Source organism: Croceicoccus gelatinilyticus, assembly GCF_018398395.1.
In the GTDB taxonomy this organism is placed as follows: domain Bacteria; phylum Pseudomonadota; class Alphaproteobacteria; order Sphingomonadales; family Sphingomonadaceae; genus Croceicoccus; species Croceicoccus gelatinilyticus.
This window is the reverse complement of the sequence record NZ_JAHCBF010000002.1, coordinates 496,224-512,971: the sequence shown is the minus strand read 5'-3', so window position 1 is coordinate 512,971 and position 16,748 is coordinate 496,224. Positions and strand designations below refer to the sequence as shown.

The window sequence follows — 16,748 nt, the reverse complement described above, 5'->3', positions numbered from 1 at the left end:
ATGGCGCGGCCGCCCGTTCCCCAGCACAAGATCGCCGCCATCGTGCGCGACTTCGAGGGCGAGGAAACCCTTGAAGAGATCGGCGCGCGCCACGGGGTGAGCGCGCGGCAGGTCTACAACGTCGCGCGGTCGCAAGGCCTGCGGCGGCGCGATCCGGTGGTGACCGAACGGGTGGACGGGCGCGATGTCAGCCCGCTGGAACTGGCAGTGTACGAGCACCTGTCGGCCATGGCGCGGCGCGGCGAGGTAATGCCGACGAACGTCACCATCGGCGAACAGATGGGCCATCATCCCAATTCGATCGGCCATGCGATGCGCGGCATCGGCATGAAAGGCCTGATCCGTGTCGACGGAACGGGGGCGCATCGGCGCGTGACGATCCTTGCTACGGGCGAGGCGACGGCGGGCGGACCGCCGCCTGTAGAGACGCGGGTCGATGCAGGCGCGCAGACCTATCGCGGGACATCGTGCACGTGGTGCGGGGCGCGGCCCGATGCCTGTGAATGCGGGCAGGGCATTTCATGAGCGGCGTGTTCGACGAACTGGGGCCGGTGGGGCCGAGCCGCGCGATGCTGCAGGCGCAGGCGCGCGAGTTGCTCGAACTGGCCCAGCGGGCGATGGAATTCGCTGGCACCGGGCCGAAGGCGGACACGGCGCTGGCCGAAAAGCAGATGGCACGGATGCGCGCGGTTCTGGCCGCGCCGCTGGTAACCGCGCAGGCGGGCGATCCCAGCGTTGCCGAAGTGGCCGCGTGGATGAAGGCGCGGCAGAGCCCGAGCTGGACGCGCAGCGCCGCCGACGTCGAGATCGCGCGCCGCGAGCTTCGGGGCGATCTGAGGGGTGAGGCATGAACAGCGCACCGTCCATCCAGTCGCGCATTGCCGAAGTGAAGCGCCGGTTGCGGATCGACACGGTGGTCGAGCGCCACGTGAAGCTGTCGGGATCGGCGAAAGCCACGAACCGGCGCGGGCAGTGCCCGTTTCACGGCAGCAATTCGGCCAGCCTTTCGGTGAAGATCGGCGGGACCGACAGCGGCGACGGGTTCGCGCATTGTTTCGGGTGCCAGTGGCACGGCGATGTCATCCGTTTCGTGCAGGATATCTTCGGCCTGCCGTTCAGCGAGGCGCTGGCCCGGTGCGAAAGCGAGGCGGGAATCGGCGGGGACGCAGGGATCGAGGGCGATGCCGCGCCGGTCCGGCGCGAGCGCAATCCTGCGCCGCGGCGCTATGCCGGACGATCGGTCATCGATCCGGTCGACATGGGGCGGTGGATCTGGAAGCGCGCGCGGCGCGAGGATGCGCCGGTGCGCCGGTACTTCGAAGGGCGCGGGGTTCCGGCGCAGGTTCTGACCGACGACCGGCTTGGCGCGTTCCGCTATCTTTCCGAATGTCCGGTCGCGCCCTGGCGCGATAGCGAAGACCCGCTGAAAGGTCCGGTCGCGCCCGCGATCGTGGCGGACGTGGTGCGTCCGACGCGCGGCGACGACGGCGTGCTGACCTGGCGGGTGACGGGCGTCCACGTCACGTATCTTGCCCCCGATGGCGTCTCGACGATGGTGCGGCGCAAGCCGTGGGCCAAGCCCGATGATACCGACCCGATGCTGCCCAAGCGGCGGATGCTGGGGCCGGTGGGCGGCGGCGCGGTGATCATCGGGCACTATGACCGCGATGCGCGGCTTTACGTCGGCGAGGGTAACGAGACCGTCCTGTCGGGTATGGCGATCGCGGAGGCGGATGCGGGCGCGGTGGGCGTTGCGACGCTGAGCCTTGATAATTTGCAGGGCGGGTTGCTGTTCGGGCGCAGCCGCCGCGATGGCGAGCGGTTCTGGCCGCTGCACGCGATCGCGCCCGATGCCGACCGGCCGTGCTTCACGATCCCCGGCCATCACGGGCCGGTTACGGGCCTCATTGATTCCGACATGGCCCCGCTGCGCGGACGCAAGGATCCGCAGACCGGCGCGTTTCGCGGCGAGCTGGTGCAGCCGTCGCGGCGCGGCGGGTTCGAGCGACGCGCGATCAGCGGGGCAGAACGGTCGCAAGTGTGCGGCGAACTGTTCGTGCGCGGGTGGCGGGCCAGCGGGGCCGCGCCGGTCGAGGCGATGCGCGCGCCACCGGGGATGGATTTCAACGATGCGGCACGCGCCGCGATGGAGGGGGTGTGATGGCTGACGGTACGAAGATCGAATGGGCCGACGCGACCGTGAATTATGTCAACGGCTGCTCGAGGGTTTCGCCTGGCTGTGGTGGCCCCGGCCCCTTCGGCGGCTGCTACGCCGAGCGGCTCGCTGGTACACGCCTTCGCAATCATCCGTCCCGTGAAGGCCTGGCAAAGCAGACCTCGGCGGGGCCGCGTTGGACTGGCGAAGTCCGCGAGAACCCTGCCGCGCTCGAACAGGTGCTTCGCTGGAAGAAGCCGCGGGCGATCTTCTGGAACGCGCATGGCGACCTGTTCCATGAGAACGTGCCTGACGAGTGGATCGACAAGCAGTTCGCCGTGATGGCGCTGACGCCGCAGCACCGGCACATGGTGCTGACCAAGCGCAGCGCGCGGATGCGGGAGTATATGACCGACGCAGAAATGCCCTGTCGCGTGGCGACTGTCCTACTGCACCATGCTGGGGATTGGGGTGTTCGCGGTGAGGCTGTTCTTGAACCGCTGGGAGAGCGCATCGAGGAGCATGAGGCAGAGTTTGTGTGGATGCCTCTCCCGAACGTCTGGCTCGGTGTCAGCGTCGAGGACCAGCGCCGCGCCGACGAGCGCATCCCTGACCTTCTCGAAACGCCCGCCGCCATTCGCTTCATCAGTGCGGAGCCGTTGCTGGGGCCGGTCGATCTCGAGCATATCGAATACTATCCCGGTTTCCTCAAGAACGCACTGACGGGCAAAGAGCAAGGTGGGCACTGCCCTGATGGCCCTGGACTCGACTGGGTGATCGTTGGTGGCGAATCCGGCCCGAACGCTCGCCCGATGCGTCCCGACTGGGCCCGATCACTTCGAGATCAGTGTGCAGCCGCTGGCGTCCCGTTCCATTTCAAACAATGGGGCGACTGTTTGCCACCGGGGCAGATGACAGGCGACGGTCGGATATGGGGTGGCAACAAGCCTCTGCGCGCAGTCAAGCGCATGACGGGCCGCCTGCTCGACGGCGTTCAGCATGACGGAGTCCCGGCATGACCGACTCGCCATCATTCGGAGCGCGGGATCCTTCGTCGGGTCATGCCAAGCAGATGCTGCTGGGCTACCTGCGCCGCGTGCGCCAGTTGCGTGACGATCGGCGTGTGATCGGGGAGGATCTGGCGGCGCTGCGCAAGGAAGCGAAGAATGCCGGGTTCGATGCCAAGCGCATCGAGGACGTCGTGCGCTGGCAGGAAGAGTGCGAGAAGAAGGGCCGCGAGCCCGTCGACGAGGCAGAGGCGCTGTTCGATCTCTATCGCATGGTCGCCGATGGGCAGGGGCTCGACTTCGAAGAGATCATGGACGACGCGCGCGACCGGGCGCTGGTGAAGATGTTCGCCGGCGAGGACCAGACCGCGCCGAAACCGGCCACCGCCAAAGTGCGCGCCGCAAACGACGCGATGATCGCCAGCCAGATCGACCGGATGACGCGGGGTGGGCGATGATCATCGTAAGGGTGGAATTGCACAGCGCCATAACGGGCAAGAGGACCGAACTGGCGCGGATGATGATCGACAATATCGGCGGATCCAAGACACGCGGCAATTACCGTTGCCGGACGTTTCGGGGCCGGTCGGCTCAGTCTTTGGACATTGCAATGGCCAATCGCCGAGCGTGTGATGTCACCCGCGAGGGCAGAGTGATGGGCCATAGACGCATTGCTCTCCATGTCTGGCATCTTGTCGGCAAGGCTCTGGCCTCGATCGGCTACGTCGAGACGCAAGCAAACGACGAGGCGGCAGAAGGCGAAGCGGTAGACCGTGGATAGTCCGATGATCCCCGTAACCGTCGCCGACCCGCTGATGATGGCGTGGTTCGAATGCAACGATGCCGGTAATGCGCGGCGCATCGCGGTGCTGGCGCGGGGCGAGTTGCGCTGGGTCGATGACGAGTTCTGGTCGGCCTTTGCCGGCACGCACTGGTCGCAGCGCGAGGGCGAATACCGTGCCCGCGCGCTGGCGCTGGATGTGGCGCGGCATATCAATGACGAGGCGGCGGCGCTGGGTGCGCTGATCGGCGATCCGAAGAACCCCGATGCCAAGGCGCTGGAGGAACAGTACGGCGACTGGTGCACGCCGGAGCGCGCGCTGGAACGGTTGTCGGCGCTGCGCCGTCATGCCGTGAAGTCGGGCAATGCCGCCCAGACCAGCGCGATGCTGGCGCAGGCCAAGGTCCTGCCCGAAATGCGCGCATGGTCGGAAGACTTCGACCGCGATCCGCTGGCCTACAACGTCCAGAACGGCACGCTGCGCTTCCTGCCGCCGGACGGGCCGGAGATGAAGTGGCGGCTCGATTTCCAGGAAGGCCACGATGCGGCCGACATGATCAGCCAGGTGGCGAATGTTGCCTATGATCCCAAGGCCGAGTGCCCGATGTGGCTGGAGCGGCTTGCGCTGGTGCAGCCGGACGACGAACAGCGCGCGATCTTTGCCCGCATGTACGGGCAGACGCTGACGGGCCTTACCGATTGCGAGGAATTCTACGTCCACAAGGGGCTGGGCGGCGACGGCAAGTCCAAGACACACGAGATCATCACCGACCTGCACGGCGACTATTACCGACACAGTCCGGTCAAGACGTTCCTGCAGGCCAGTTTCCAGAAGTCGGGCAGCGAGCACCGGTCGGACCTCGTGCGCCTGGCGGGTGATATCCGGATGGTGGTGAGCGAGGAGCCTGCGCCGAACGTGGCGTGGGACGGCGAGCTGCTGAAAATGGTGACCGGCGGCGGGCACGTGACCGCGCGCGGATCCGGCGCGAAGACCGAGATCACGTTCAAGCCGCGATGGAAGCTGTTTGTCGAAGTGAACCCCCTGCCGCGCATGCCCGGCGACGATCGCGGTTTCCGCCGCCGGTTGAAGCTGGTGCTGTGGCCGGTCGACCTGTCGCGCATCGAGGGCGGGTTCGAGGCCCCCGAGCAGCTGCGCAAGCGGTTGATGACCGAGAAGCCGGGCATCCTCAACTGGATGATCGAGGGTTGTCTCGACTGGCTTGGCGACAGGCGCATTCCGGTGCCGCAGGTCATGGCCGAGGCGCTGGAGAACTTCTGGGCCGAATCGAGCCCGCTGGCCGAGTGGCTGGAGGAGCGGTGCGACCAGAGCGACAAGGAAGCCGAGACCGGTTCGACCGTGCTCTGGAAGGACTTCAAGGCGTGGATGGAGTTCAACGACATCAGCACCGAGAACTGGAACACCACGAAGTTCGGCAAGCAGCTCACCCAGCGCCAGATACAGGGCAAGAAGGACGGACGGGGCCTGAAGGTGCGCAAGGGCGTAAAGCTGCGCAGCGACGTGCCATTGCTGGGCGATGGCGCGGACGATGCGCAGCGGGGCGTGAAGTCGCCTTCGCAGGGTCGTGACAAGCCGGCTTCGAACGATGGGCAGGGCGATGTTCAGGGCGACGGACTGGGGGGCTGGTGACGTGATCGGCGAGACGCAGGGCAGCCACAAGATGTTGTGTACGGACGGTTACGGACGGTTGGGCTCAACTATCCGTATTCCGGGGGTCGCGCGCGTCGTGGCGGGCCAGCGGGCGGCGGCGCGCGGCGTCGGCAACGTGCTTACGGACGGTTGGGACGGACGGTTTACGGACGGTGCGGGGGTGGTCTGGCCGTCCTGCAAGCCTTTGGAATTGCGGCAATGACGGAGGGTTACGGACGGTTACGGACAGTTTTTACAGGGTTGCGGCTCATGCGCGCTGGCGCGCCCACATGCGGCACCCGACCGCTAACTGTCCGTCCTGTCCGTAACCGTCTTTCCCCAAGATATGGATATGGAGGCTGATACAGATGGTGGTGGTCCTTCGCAGTGAGGTGGTGCAGGCGCGCGAGGGTATCGTCCCCATGCGCAGGCCATGGGACCGGACGGGCGCGGTCGATGTCGAGGTGCTGTGTGCGTGGGCCTATGGCGCGCAGATGGTCGACCGGTACGAGCGTGTCGGGTTGAGCGTGATGGAAGCGGAAGCGGCGGGGTACGAGGTCAGCCGCTACTCGAACGACGGGGTCGGGCAGCTGATGCAGATCGAGCATCTGGGCTGTCGGATCGATCGGGGCGGGGTGACGTTGTCGGCCGATGTCCACCCGGCGGCGCTCGCCGTGGCTCATGCCGTGAACGAAGCCGAAGGGGGCCGGATGGTTCGCGCCTATGCGCTGGCGGGCACGCGGCCCAGTGCATGGGTCGAGCCGGAGCATAAGGCGCGGGCCTCGGTCTGGGTCAAGCCGTGGGAGAAGGCGCAGGTCGAGTACCAGGGGCCGGGGCGCAAGGGTGCGTACTGTCCGGTCATCGTGCTGTGGGACGAAGGGCGCAAGGAATGGGGGCGCAAGCAATACCGCCAGTGGCACGAGGCGCTGGTCGAGGTGGCCTGGCTGCTGTCGACGCGGGCGCTGGGCTTCACGGTGACGGGGCCGGTGGCGTCGGCGGAGCCTTGGCTCGATGTCGATACGGCGCGGGCAGCGTGATGATGGGCGCGGCGACGAAACGGGCCGAACCGAGTTCGATTTCACTGGACTTCCGGCCGGGGCCTGCCGGCCCCCCTCGCGGGTCCTCCCGAATCGGCCTGCGTACAATGGGGTGCGGCAGCGCGGCGCTCGCGGGTTTTGGGAATTTTCTCGCAAGTCGTGGTTTTGTTTGGGTTTTTGATCGGGTTGCGGGAGCGGGGCGGGGGCGATGATCGTCAATATCGACGAGTTTTCGGAACTGTGCGGGGTCACGAGCGAGACCATGCGCGGGTATGTCCGGGCCGTCGAAGGCAACCCGGCATGGCTGATTGAGCGGGGCGAGAGGGGGCGGCCCTACCAGATCGATGCGGAAGGCGGAATGACCTGGTGGCGGGCACGGCGCAAAGACGAAGAAAATGCATCGATCGAGCGGCAGGCCAAGCTGCAGCAGCTGCGTCTGGACGTGCTGGGAGACCAGGCGGAGAGCGAGGAGGCCCTTGCGCTGTCGGGCAAGGCGCGGCGCGATGAATATGCGGCGGCGATGGAGCGGATCAAGCTGCGCCGGGTCATGGGCGAGCTGGCCGAAGTCGGTGACCTGGTTCCGCTGCTTTCGCATGCCGCTGTCGAGGCGCGGCGGCGTTTCCAGATGATCCCCGGCGAGTATGCGGCGCAAATGGGTATGACACCCGAAGAGGTCCGCCCCCTTCGCGACCTGATAGAACGGGCGGTCAACGGTTTCGTCGATGCCTTCGTGATGCCCGGCGACAAGGGGGGCAGCGATGCTTGAACATGTCGGCCAGCATGATGCCCTGTCCTTCGTAGACGTTCGCGCGATGGTAGGTTCGTGCCTTCAGCAGATGCGGTTTCCCGAGCGGGTCGCGATTTCGACGTCGGCGGAGCGGCACCGCGAGCTGGACAATCCCGGCGCCTATTCGGGTCGGTGGGGCGGCGGGCCGTTCTTCGTCGAGCATCTGAACCGGATCATGGACTGCCTGTGGTCCGAATCGCCCTATCGCGAATGCGGGGTCATGGGGCCCAGTCAGGTCGGTAAGTCGGAGATCGGCAACAACTGGCAGCTGCACACGATCATCTACGACCAGGCGGACATGCTGTTCATCGGGCCGGACCGCGTCCTGATCGAAGGCTACGTCAAAAAGGAGTTCGAGAAGATGATATCCAACGCCGTCGAGTGCGATGGCGTTGCGGCGGCCGAGGCGCGGTTGCTGCCCGGTGCCGGATCCGACACGATCCACCTGAAGCGGTTCTACGGCGCGGATTTCTTCTTCTACTGGCCGACCGGTTCACGCCTTCGTGCCCTGCCGTTTTCGCGCATTCGCCTGGACGATCTTGACGAGATCCCGACTGACATCAACGACCAGGGCGACGCGATTTCGCTGGCACGCGGGCGCATGGGCAGTTTCTCGGCGTTCGGACAGACGATGCTGTACGTCAACAGTTCGCCCAAGCTGGGGCCGCGCGCGGGGATCGAGGCTTTCGTGTCGGCGGGCACGAACGAGCGGCTGTGGGTCGACTGCCTCGAATGCCATTTCCCCTTCGCGATGGAGTTCGAGCGGCTCGACTTCGACCGGGGCGGAAGCCCTGCCGACGCCGCGGCATCGGCGGCGATGATCTGCCCCGATTGCGGATCGGTTCATCCGCAGCAGCTGAAGCGCCGGTTGATGGAGACGTTCCGCTGGGTCGGGCGCGGCGAGACTGCGGTGTCGCGCAAGGACGAGGAGACCGGCAAGACCGGCGAACTGGAGGCCAACACGCGCGCCTCGTTCCGGCTCGACGGGGTGCAGGGCTTCCGTCCTTGGTCGGAAATCGCGCGGCTTGCCCGCGAGGCCGAGATCGCGCTCGAGTACGAGCAGGACGAGTCCAAGCTGAAGAGCTTCGACCAGACGATCCTTGGCCGGAACTATCGCGCGCGGCAATCGGGCGAGGCACCGGTCAGCGAAGACGAGCTGGTCACGCGGTCGCGCGCATCGGCCTATGCGATGGGCGAGGTTCCGCCCGGCGTCGAGATCCTGATCGCGTCGATCGACCAGCAGGGCAACCGCTTTGAAGTCGCGGTCTGGGGTTTCGGACAGCACTTCCGCGCCTGGCTGATCGATCGTTTCCCGATCCTGACAGTCGAGGAAGACGGCAAGCAACGCCCGCTGCGGCCGTTCACGCGGCCCGAAGACTGGGGCGTCATCCACGAGAAGGTCATGAGCCGGACTTATCCGCTGGCAGGGGCCCCGCACTTGCGGATGAAGCTGTTCAACACCGCCGTCGACACGGGCGGTCTGGATTCGGCGACCGACAATGCCTTTGCCTGGTGGCATGCGATGGTGACGGGCGATGCCGGATCGGGCCGCGCGCCGATCCCGCCCACCGCGCTGACGCTGATCAAGGGCGGCAACAATCCCAAGGCGCGCAAGCTGCCGCCGCCGACGATCGATGCCAAGCGCCAGATCAAAGGCGCGCCACAGGCCGAGCTCTATGTCCCGAACGTCTCGCGGCTGAAGCACATTGCGAACACGGCGCTGAACCGGCGCGAGGATGGTCCCGGCTATGTCCAGTTCCCGTTCGACGTGCCGATCGAATACCTGGCGGAGCTGCGCGCCGAGACGCTGCAGGGCGACGTCTGGGTGCGCGATCCGCACGATGCCAACGAAACGTGGGACCTGATGATCTATGCGCGCACGGTGCTGTTGCGATTCGGCGGCGACGACTCGGCGCTGGGATGGGTGCCGGAATGGGCTCGCCCGCCGCGCGGCGCACCTGCCAAACTGGAGCGCGCGCCGATCGATACGAAAAAAACGAGCGATGCCGAACCCGAACCGAGCCCGGTTGTGCAGATCGCAAAGCCGCAGAAATCCGCGAGAATGCGGACAAGGCCGCGGCGCACGATCCGGTCGCGCCGGGCGGGCTGACAGGCAAAACGGGTTTTTGCAGATTGACCCTTTTCGAATTGGTTGACAGACCCAACAGCATCGGCGTCGCGCGCCAATCGGAAACCCGCCCCAAGACGGCGGGTTTTTTCATGTCCGGTGAAGACCGGATGGGCCGCGCCGCCCCCAACCACACATTGACAGGATGAACCCCATGGCGGCGTCGAGCGAGGAAATCGCGCGGCTCGCGGCGCTCGTTGCTGCCTATCAGCAAGCCGAGCTCGCGGTACTGCGCAACCAGTCCTACGAGATGCCGGACGGTCGTCGGCTTACCCGCGCGAGCCTGAAGGACATTCGCGCTGGCAAGCTGCAGGCCGAGGCCGATTACGCGGTGGCCTGCGGCACGACGCTGCGGCGCGGCCGTGCGCGCCGGTTCGTCAACATGAGCCGCTGATGGAACCGATCCGACCGACCATGCTGGACCGCGCGATCGCGGCGGTGTCCCCCGCACGGGGTGCGCGCCGTCTTGCCGCACGGGCAAGCTATAGCGCGATGGCCGCAGCCGTTACCGAACCGGGTGGCGGCATCGACCGTCGCGGCGGATATCGCGCGGGGCAGTCGGACCGCCGTCAGACGCGCGGATGGTTCGCGCGGCCCAAGTCGGCGAACAGCGACGGGCTGGGCCGTCAGGAAACACTGATCGGCCGGTCGCGCGACGCGGCGATGAACCTGCCGCCCGCGACGGCGGCGATCGAGCGCAACGTGACCTTCACGGTCGGGACGGGCCTGATGGCCATTCCCGATCTGGACGCAGACCTGCTGGGCCTGACGGCGGAAGAGAAGCAATACTGGACCGCGCGGATGATGCGCGACTTCGACGAATACATGACGTCGAAGGACCCCGACGCGGAACGCACCGCGACCGGTTACGGGCTGCAGCAGATCGTGCTTCGCGCGATGCTGGAATCGGGTGATTGTCTTGGCCTGCGCTGCTGGCCGGAAGAGCAGATCGGTCGGGTCCACATGACGGCGTGGAAGCTGGTCGAGGCAGATCGCATCGTCAGTCCGGCAGGTCATACCGAGGGCCACCGCTATGGCGGCGAGAACGGTCCGGTGGTCGTCGGCGGTGTCGAGCAGGACCAGTTCGGCGCGGCGCAAGCCTACCATGTCCTGCAGAAGGCGCGCGAGCCCTACGCCTCTGCACGCCGGCAGGGCGACACGCGGCGGTACGAGGCATGGGGCAAGGAAAGCCGGTTGCCGACTGCCGTGCTCGTCTTCGACAAGAAGCGGCCCGAACAGGCGCGCGGCGTGCCGTTCCTGGCACCGGTGCTGGAACTGGTACGCGTGTTCATGGACGCGACCGATGCGGCGGCGCTGTCGCTGGTGCTACAGTCGATGCTGGCGGTCATTTACAAGTCGCCGGGGGCGCAGGCGATGCCCGAGCCCGAATACGGTACCGGCGAGCTGGTGCAGGCTGACGGCATTCCGGAAACGGCGATGGCCCCTGCCAGCAGCAATATCGCGATGGAACCGGGCATGGTTCTGGAGACCGAGGACAATACCGAAGTCACGCTGGTGTCTCCGGAAGCGAAGAACCCGGTTTACCAGCAGTTCTTCGAGACGCTGGTCACGATGATCGGCGCGGCAACGGGCACGCCGTTCGGTGTCCTGATGGCGCGGTTCAACAACAGCTACACGGCGTCGAAGGGCGAGCTGGAGCTGTTCTACAAGGAAATCGTTCGCCGGTTCGACCGGTTCGCCGCCGACTGGTGCGCGCCGACACGTGAATGCTGGATCTACGAACAGGTGGCCCGCGGCGTCTACGACCTGCCGGGTTTCCTCGACGATCCGCGCCTTCGTGCCGCGTGGTGTTCGGTGCGCTGGGCGGGCGACGGCAAGATTTCGCTGGACCCCTATCGCGAGGCCAAGGCCTTCGAATTGCACGAGGCGCATGCCTGGCAGACCGGCCAGCAGATCGCGGCCTCGATCAACGGCGGCGACTTCGACGCGAACGTCGAGCGCCGCACCGCAGAGCATCGCAAGTTCGTGGACGGCGGTTTGCCGATCCCCAACCAGCAGGGCGGGGGCACGAAGACTGCGGATGCCGGTGCAGGGGACGGCGGGGGCGAACGGTCCGACCAGGAGGAAAAGACCGATGAATAGGGCATATTCGCGCGCGGGTATTATAGCGCGCCTTTTCAATCAGCCGCTGGCAGTCCTGCCGCAGACCGCGAAAGTGGTGCTGGGCGCTGTCGGCGACCGGCTCGACGTGTCGCAGCTGTTCGTGCCGACCGATGGCCGTGCGCTGGCGCTGGGCGAGCTGGAAGCGATGGCCGCCGATGCGCGGGTCGAGATCGAAGCGCGTGGCGGTGTCGATCGCCGTGCCGGTTCGGTAGCGGCCGAGCGCCTGATGTTCGTGCATGCAGGCGTCGCTCACGTCGTCATTCGCGGTGAGACGGTGGCGGAAAACGGCATCGGGCCGTCGTCGGGCTTTACCGGCTATGACGGGATCGCGGCATCGGTCGAGAGCGCGGACAACGACCCGAACGTGCGCGGCATCCTGCTCGATATCGACAGCCCCGGTGGCGAAGTCGCGGGCCTGTACGAGTGCGCGTCGATCCTGATGGCGCGGCGCGGCAAAAAGCCGATGCGTGCGATGATCCGCGGGATGGGCTGTTCGGCAGCCTATGCGCTTGCCTGCTGTGCCGACGAAGTGACGGTTCACGAGCTGGGCTATGCCGGTTCGATCGGCACGATCGCGATGCACGCCGATTTCTCGGGCGCGCTGGAGAAGGACGGCATCAAGGTGACGATGTTCACCGGCGGCGCACACAAGGCCGATGGCAATCCGTTCGAGCCGCTTCCCGAAGACGTCGCGCGCGATATCCAGTCGCGCATCGACATCGCGACCTCGCGCTTCGTCGCCCATGTCGCCGAGGCGCGGGGGATCGGCGAGGACGCGGTGCGCGCGCAGGAAGCCCGCATCTACAGCGGCGAGGCGGCAGTGACCGCAGGGCTCGCCGACAAGGTCATGAGCTGGAAGGATTCGATGGTCGAGTTCGAGCAGCTGGTGAATTCCCCGGCATCGTCGGGATCAACTGCTCCGTCCGGAGCGCGCTCAGCAAGGAAGGAAACCGCGATGAGCACCGAAGCAACCGCGCCGGCGGCGGATCAGCAGCCGGAAACCATCAACGCGCAGGTCGAGGCGGCGCGCGCAGAAGGCCATGCCGCAGGTGTGACCGAGGGCCAGACCGCCGAACGCGAGCGCATTGTCGCGCTGGCCGAAATCGACGGCGGTTCGAAGATGTCGGCAGGCCTGACCGAGGCGATCTCGGCGGGCACCAGCGCAGGCGACTATGCCATTGCCCAGGCAAAGGCCGCCAAGGCCCGCACGGGTGCGGCGCTGGAAGCGGCGGGCAAGGAAGCCGTCCAGTCGGGCGACCTGCCGGAAACCGGCGCGTCGGCCAACCCGACGGCCCAGCCCGAGAGCAATCGCGGACAGGCTTACGCTGCCCGCAAGGCTGCGGCGAAGACCCCGGCCTGATCATCAATCGCCCATAGAAGCCCGGGCGTGGGCTGCCCGGCTTTCGGAGAACATCCATGGCATACGAAAATGCGGCCTATTCGGCCGGTACGCCGGTGACCGATCCCCAGATCATCGCGGGCGGCACCTATACGACGCGCGTGGTTACCCTGCTGTCGGGCGAAGTACGTTCGGCAGGGGCCGTGCTCGGCAAGATCACGTCGGGCGGCAAGTACAAGCTGTCGGCGTCGGCTGCGGGCGACGGCTCGGAAGACGTGGCGCTCGTCCTGGCGCATGATGCTGACGCATCGGGCGGAGACATCGAAGTGCTTTGCTACGAGACCTGTTCGGGCGGCGTCGTCGGTTCGGCGCTTACGCTGGGCACGGGTCACACCATCGCCAGCATCCGCGACGCCATGCGCGCCATCGGCCTGCCGATCGACGACTGACCGGCCTTTCAACATCAGCTCGGGCCGTGAGGCCCTGACCCGCCCCGGCCAGACGGCCCTGGCGGGTTTTCTTTTCGGGAGGACCCCATGACCGACCTTAATCACGATACTTTCTCGCGTGACGAGCTGATGCCGCTCGTCCCCAGTGCCTTCGTTGCAGGCAGCTTCCTGCAGCTGGCCTTCTTCCCCGACGTGTTCGAGTTCGACACGGCCGAAGTCTATTTCGACCGCGTGCTCGACGACATGCGCCGCGCCCCGTTCGTCGCGCCGCTTGCGCCGGGCAAGATCCAGCAGCCGCGCGGTTTCCAGAAGGAAACCATCATCCCGGCGTCGATGAAGCCGAAGAACCAGATCACCGGCAAGGAAGTCCTGCGCCGGATGGCTGGCGAGGCGATCGGCGGCGAGATGTCGGCCGCAGACCGCGAAGCCGCGATCCGCGAGATGTATCTCGAAGCGCAGATGACGCGCATCGCCCGCACCCGCGAATGGATGGCCAGTTCCATCCTGCGCACCGGTTCGGTCACGATCTCGGGCGACGACTATCCGTCGACCGTCGTCGATTTCAACCGCGCCGGCACGCTGACCAAGACGCTGCTGACCACGGCCCGCTGGGGCGAAAGCGGCGTGTCGCCCCATGACGACGTCGACACGTGGATGAACACGGTGGGCGAGCAGTCGGGCAGCGCGGTCGACATCGTCGTGATGGACCGCCTGGCGTGGAACTACTTCGCCGCCGATCCGAAGACGGAGAAAGCACTGGACCGCACGCTGGGCCAGACCGCCGCAATCGAGCTGGGTTTTACCGCTGGTGTCCCCGGCGCGCCCCAGTTCAAGGGCCGCATCGGTTCGGTCGAGTTCTACGTCTACAACGACGTCCAGATGGACGAGAGCTTCGCCACCGAGAAGCTGATCCCCGACTATTCGGTGATCATGGGCAGCCGCGCAGGTTATGCCGGTTCGAAGATGTGCGGTGTCGTCCAGCACGCGGAAAACCGTTTCCGCAAGGGCGAATACTTCCCGCACGAATGGATCGATCCGAACACCGGCGCGCAGTGGGTCGAAACCATCACGGCACCGATCCTTGCTCCCAAGCGGGTCAACGCCTCGCTTGCGGCGACGGTGCGTTAAGGCCCCACCCTTAGCCACCAGACGGCGGGAGCGCGGGTCCCCTTCTCTCCATTCGCGCTCCCGTCTTCATCGGGCCGTCCCTTGCGGGGCGGCGCGGTGAGGCATGCCCGTTACGGGCACCGTCCTCGCTTGGCCCACAGGACAGGAGATCAACATGGCCAAATCTACAAAGATCCTCGTGGCGACCCGCGAGCTTACCGGCGGGGCGAAGAAAGACGCGCCCGTCACCGTCAAGAGCGGCGACGAGCTGACGTCCGACAAGGCCAAGGAACTGGGCCTGTCGGGCAAGGATCTCGATGCGCTGAAGCTGCGCGGCGATATCGTCGAAGTCGAAGCCCGCGTCGCCGATACCGGCACCAAGGGCGACAATGCCGCGCTGAAGGCCGCCGAGGAGCGCGCCGAGAAGGCCGAGGCCGAAGTCGCCACGCTGACCGAACAGGTCGAGGCGCTGACCGCAGAGCGCGATGCGCTGCAGACGGCGGCTGCCAAGACCCCGCAAGGCGGTAACTGACGCCATGCCGGTCGAGACCGTCGCCGACCTGGCGGGATTCTTCAGCACCGAGGAATACGCCGAGGCGGCGGTCTACGTGGCACCGGGCGGCGCGATCGAGGAAGGCGAGGCCTGCCTTGTCATCGTCGATCGCGGGCAGGGCCGCGCCCTGTTCGACGCGGGCGAGCGGCAGGCCAAGGGCGCGCAGCTGCATATCTATGCGCAGCGGGCCGAACTGGCACTGGTGGCGCGCAAGGGCACGTTCCGGATGCTGGACGAGGCGGACGGCATGGAAACCGGCGAAGTGTTCGAAGTGGCGGACATGCCGGTCAAGGACCAGACGGCGGCCCTGTGGTCGTGCGAGCTGGTCGACAGGAGCGCCTGACATGGCCCGCGCGCCCCGCACATCGGGCATGATCCCGAAGAACACGCGCACGACGCGTTACATGAATTTTCACAACCAGGCCCTTGCGCGTGCCGATTACCAGGGCGTGCGGGGGCAGGGTTTCGCGATCGAGTTCCTGGGCACGAAAGCCGCGGCGGAAATGAATGCCGCGCTGGTGCAGGGATCGGTTGCCATCCGGTCAAGCTCGATCGAGGCGGCGGTGACCAGCACCGACGAGCTGAAGCAGAAGATGCGCAGCTTTCTCGATGCGCATTTCACGGGTTCCGAAATGCACGGCAACCAGCACCGGCGCGTGTCCAACGCATCGGTGCAGAGCGTGACGTTCGACGACGTGGCCGAGAAGGGCCAGTTCACGTCGCTGATCTATTCGAAGTTCGGTTACCGCGGCGCTGGCGGCTTCGTCGACTTCCTGCTGCTGCACATGCGCGGCGGCACGGTGAAGCCCAAAAGCGGGGACTGGATCAGGCTGGACCGGCGCGGCAAGGGCCAGATGATGCGGCAGTCCGGGTTCTTCCCGATCTCGCAAAAGGACGTTTTCTTCGTCGAAGCCGACGACGGCAAGAAGCTGTTCCAGCTGCGCCGCAAACGCGGATCGAAGCCGGGTGCGGCGAACGGGACCGAGCTGCTGGCAACGCTGGTCAGGAGCCTGACCTTCAAGCCGAGCCTGCAGGGACTGGAGACGATCATGGGCCAGCGCGGCGCGATCTTTGAACGGCACTTTGACGCCCTTCTGGGTCAGAGGCTGTCCGAAGGCGGCGGCGCAGGCGTGGCGGGGGCGGCCTGATGGCATCACTGCGCGCACAGATCCTTGCCGTGGTGAAAGCCAAGCTCGACGCGGTGAAGGCCGACCTGGAATTCACGAGCGTGCTGGTAAACCCGCGCACGCCGATCGGGACCGACCAGCTGGACGCACTGCTGCTTTTGCATGGCGGTGACCGCGAGCCCGACTGGCTGACCGGATCGGTCGAGGAAGTCTGGCTGGAATTCGGCGTGGGCTGGATGGTCCGCGAGACGGCGGACGGCAGTGCCGAAGAGCAGCTGGACGCGGCCTTCGTCGCGGTGAGCGATGCGCTGACCGACCCTGACGACGTGCAGCTTTCAGGCCTTGTCGTCGAGATCCGGCGCGGCGCGCTGAGCGAACCGCAGATCGGCCGCGCGATGGACGGCGCGGACGTGCTGGCCGGGCAGTTCTGCGACTTTGCCGCCCGTTACATGGCCCGCGAGGGCGACGCATCGAACCCCGGCCCGTAGCGGCAGGGACAGACCACA

At 66.5% G+C, this 16,748-nt stretch carries 20 protein-coding genes; all 20 read left to right on the top strand.

Features of this window, described 5'->3' with window-relative positions:
- Positions 1-525 carry a hypothetical protein gene (locus tag KIH45_RS06340; protein ID WP_213175153.1) on the top strand — a complete coding sequence of 175 codons (525 nt, stop codon included), beginning with the start codon at positions 1-3 and terminating at the stop codon, positions 523-525.
- A complete protein-coding gene (locus KIH45_RS06335; protein WP_213175152.1) occupies positions 522-851 on the top strand; it encodes a hypothetical protein in 330 nt (109 codons plus the stop codon). The genes KIH45_RS06340 and KIH45_RS06335 overlap by 4 nt, the downstream gene beginning before the upstream one ends.
- Positions 848-2,161 carry a CHC2 zinc finger domain-containing protein gene (locus KIH45_RS06330; RefSeq protein ID WP_213175151.1) on the top strand — a complete coding sequence of 438 codons (1,314 nt, stop codon included), beginning with the start codon at positions 848-850 and terminating at the stop codon, positions 2,159-2,161. The genes KIH45_RS06335 and KIH45_RS06330 overlap by 4 nt, the downstream gene beginning before the upstream one ends.
- Positions 2,161-3,174, top strand: a complete 1,014-nt coding sequence (locus tag KIH45_RS06325; RefSeq protein ID WP_213175150.1) for a phage Gp37/Gp68 family protein — start codon at positions 2,161-2,163, stop codon at positions 3,172-3,174. Before KIH45_RS06330 ends, KIH45_RS06325 begins: the two co-directional genes overlap by 1 nt.
- On the top strand, positions 3,171-3,620 hold the full coding sequence (locus KIH45_RS06320; RefSeq protein ID WP_213175149.1) for a GapR family DNA-binding domain-containing protein: 450 nt from the start codon (positions 3,171-3,173) through the stop codon (positions 3,618-3,620). Before KIH45_RS06325 ends, KIH45_RS06320 begins: the two co-directional genes overlap by 4 nt.
- Positions 3,621-3,772: 152 nt before the next feature.
- Positions 3,773-3,943 carry a hypothetical protein gene (locus KIH45_RS19070; protein ID WP_225899695.1) on the top strand — a complete coding sequence of 57 codons (171 nt, stop codon included), beginning with the start codon at positions 3,773-3,775 and terminating at the stop codon, positions 3,941-3,943.
- A complete protein-coding gene (locus tag KIH45_RS06310; RefSeq protein ID WP_213175147.1) occupies positions 3,936-5,591 on the top strand; it encodes a DNA primase family protein in 1,656 nt (551 codons plus the stop codon). The genes KIH45_RS19070 and KIH45_RS06310 overlap by 8 nt, the downstream gene beginning before the upstream one ends.
- Positions 5,560-5,814: a hypothetical protein gene (locus tag KIH45_RS06305; RefSeq protein ID WP_213175146.1), complete on the top strand. Its 255-nt coding sequence runs from the start codon at positions 5,560-5,562 to the stop codon at positions 5,812-5,814. The genes KIH45_RS06310 and KIH45_RS06305 overlap by 32 nt, the downstream gene beginning before the upstream one ends.
- A gap of 145 nt (positions 5,815-5,959) precedes the next feature.
- Complete coding sequence (locus tag KIH45_RS06300) at positions 5,960-6,628, top strand: hypothetical protein (RefSeq protein WP_213175145.1); 669 nt, start codon at positions 5,960-5,962, stop codon at positions 6,626-6,628.
- Between the two features lie 208 nt (positions 6,629-6,836).
- The gene (locus KIH45_RS06295) at positions 6,837-7,394 is read left to right on the top strand and encodes a hypothetical protein (protein WP_213175144.1); all 558 of its coding nucleotides are present in this window, start codon (positions 6,837-6,839) and stop codon (positions 7,392-7,394) included.
- Entirely contained in the window at positions 7,387-9,525 is a 2,139-nt protein-coding gene (locus KIH45_RS06290) for a terminase gpA endonuclease subunit (protein WP_213175143.1), read from the top strand. Before KIH45_RS06295 ends, KIH45_RS06290 begins: the two co-directional genes overlap by 8 nt.
- 172 nt (positions 9,526-9,697) lie before the next feature.
- Positions 9,698-9,937 (top strand): hypothetical protein, encoded by a 240-nt coding sequence (locus tag KIH45_RS06285; RefSeq protein WP_213175142.1) that lies wholly within the window; start codon positions 9,698-9,700, stop codon positions 9,935-9,937.
- Positions 9,937-11,646, top strand: a complete 1,710-nt coding sequence (locus tag KIH45_RS06280) for a phage portal protein (protein WP_213175141.1) — start codon at positions 9,937-9,939, stop codon at positions 11,644-11,646. The genes KIH45_RS06285 and KIH45_RS06280 overlap by 1 nt, the downstream gene beginning before the upstream one ends.
- Positions 11,639-13,027, top strand: coding sequence for a S49 family peptidase (locus KIH45_RS06275; RefSeq protein WP_213175140.1), 1,389 nt, complete (start codon positions 11,639-11,641; stop codon positions 13,025-13,027). Before KIH45_RS06280 ends, KIH45_RS06275 begins: the two co-directional genes overlap by 8 nt.
- Positions 13,028-13,083: 56 nt before the next feature.
- Positions 13,084-13,455: a head decoration protein gene (locus KIH45_RS06270; RefSeq protein ID WP_213175139.1), complete on the top strand. Its 372-nt coding sequence runs from the start codon at positions 13,084-13,086 to the stop codon at positions 13,453-13,455.
- An 87-nt stretch (positions 13,456-13,542) separates the two neighbouring features.
- Complete coding sequence (locus KIH45_RS06265) at positions 13,543-14,583, top strand: major capsid protein (RefSeq protein WP_213175138.1); 1,041 nt, start codon at positions 13,543-13,545, stop codon at positions 14,581-14,583.
- A 154-nt stretch (positions 14,584-14,737) separates the two neighbouring features.
- Positions 14,738-15,094 carry a hypothetical protein gene (locus KIH45_RS06260; protein WP_213175137.1) on the top strand — a complete coding sequence of 119 codons (357 nt, stop codon included), beginning with the start codon at positions 14,738-14,740 and terminating at the stop codon, positions 15,092-15,094.
- 4 nt (positions 15,095-15,098) lie between these two features.
- Positions 15,099-15,458 (top strand): head-tail joining protein, encoded by a 360-nt coding sequence (locus tag KIH45_RS06255; RefSeq protein ID WP_213175136.1) that lies wholly within the window; start codon positions 15,099-15,101, stop codon positions 15,456-15,458.
- 1 nt (position 15,459) lies between these two features.
- Positions 15,460-16,263 (top strand): hypothetical protein, encoded by an 804-nt coding sequence (locus KIH45_RS06250; RefSeq protein WP_213175135.1) that lies wholly within the window; start codon positions 15,460-15,462, stop codon positions 16,261-16,263.
- Positions 16,263-16,730, top strand: a complete 468-nt coding sequence (locus tag KIH45_RS06245) for a hypothetical protein (protein ID WP_213175134.1) — start codon at positions 16,263-16,265, stop codon at positions 16,728-16,730. The genes KIH45_RS06250 and KIH45_RS06245 overlap by 1 nt, the downstream gene beginning before the upstream one ends.
- Positions 16,731-16,748: the final 18 nt, after the last annotated feature.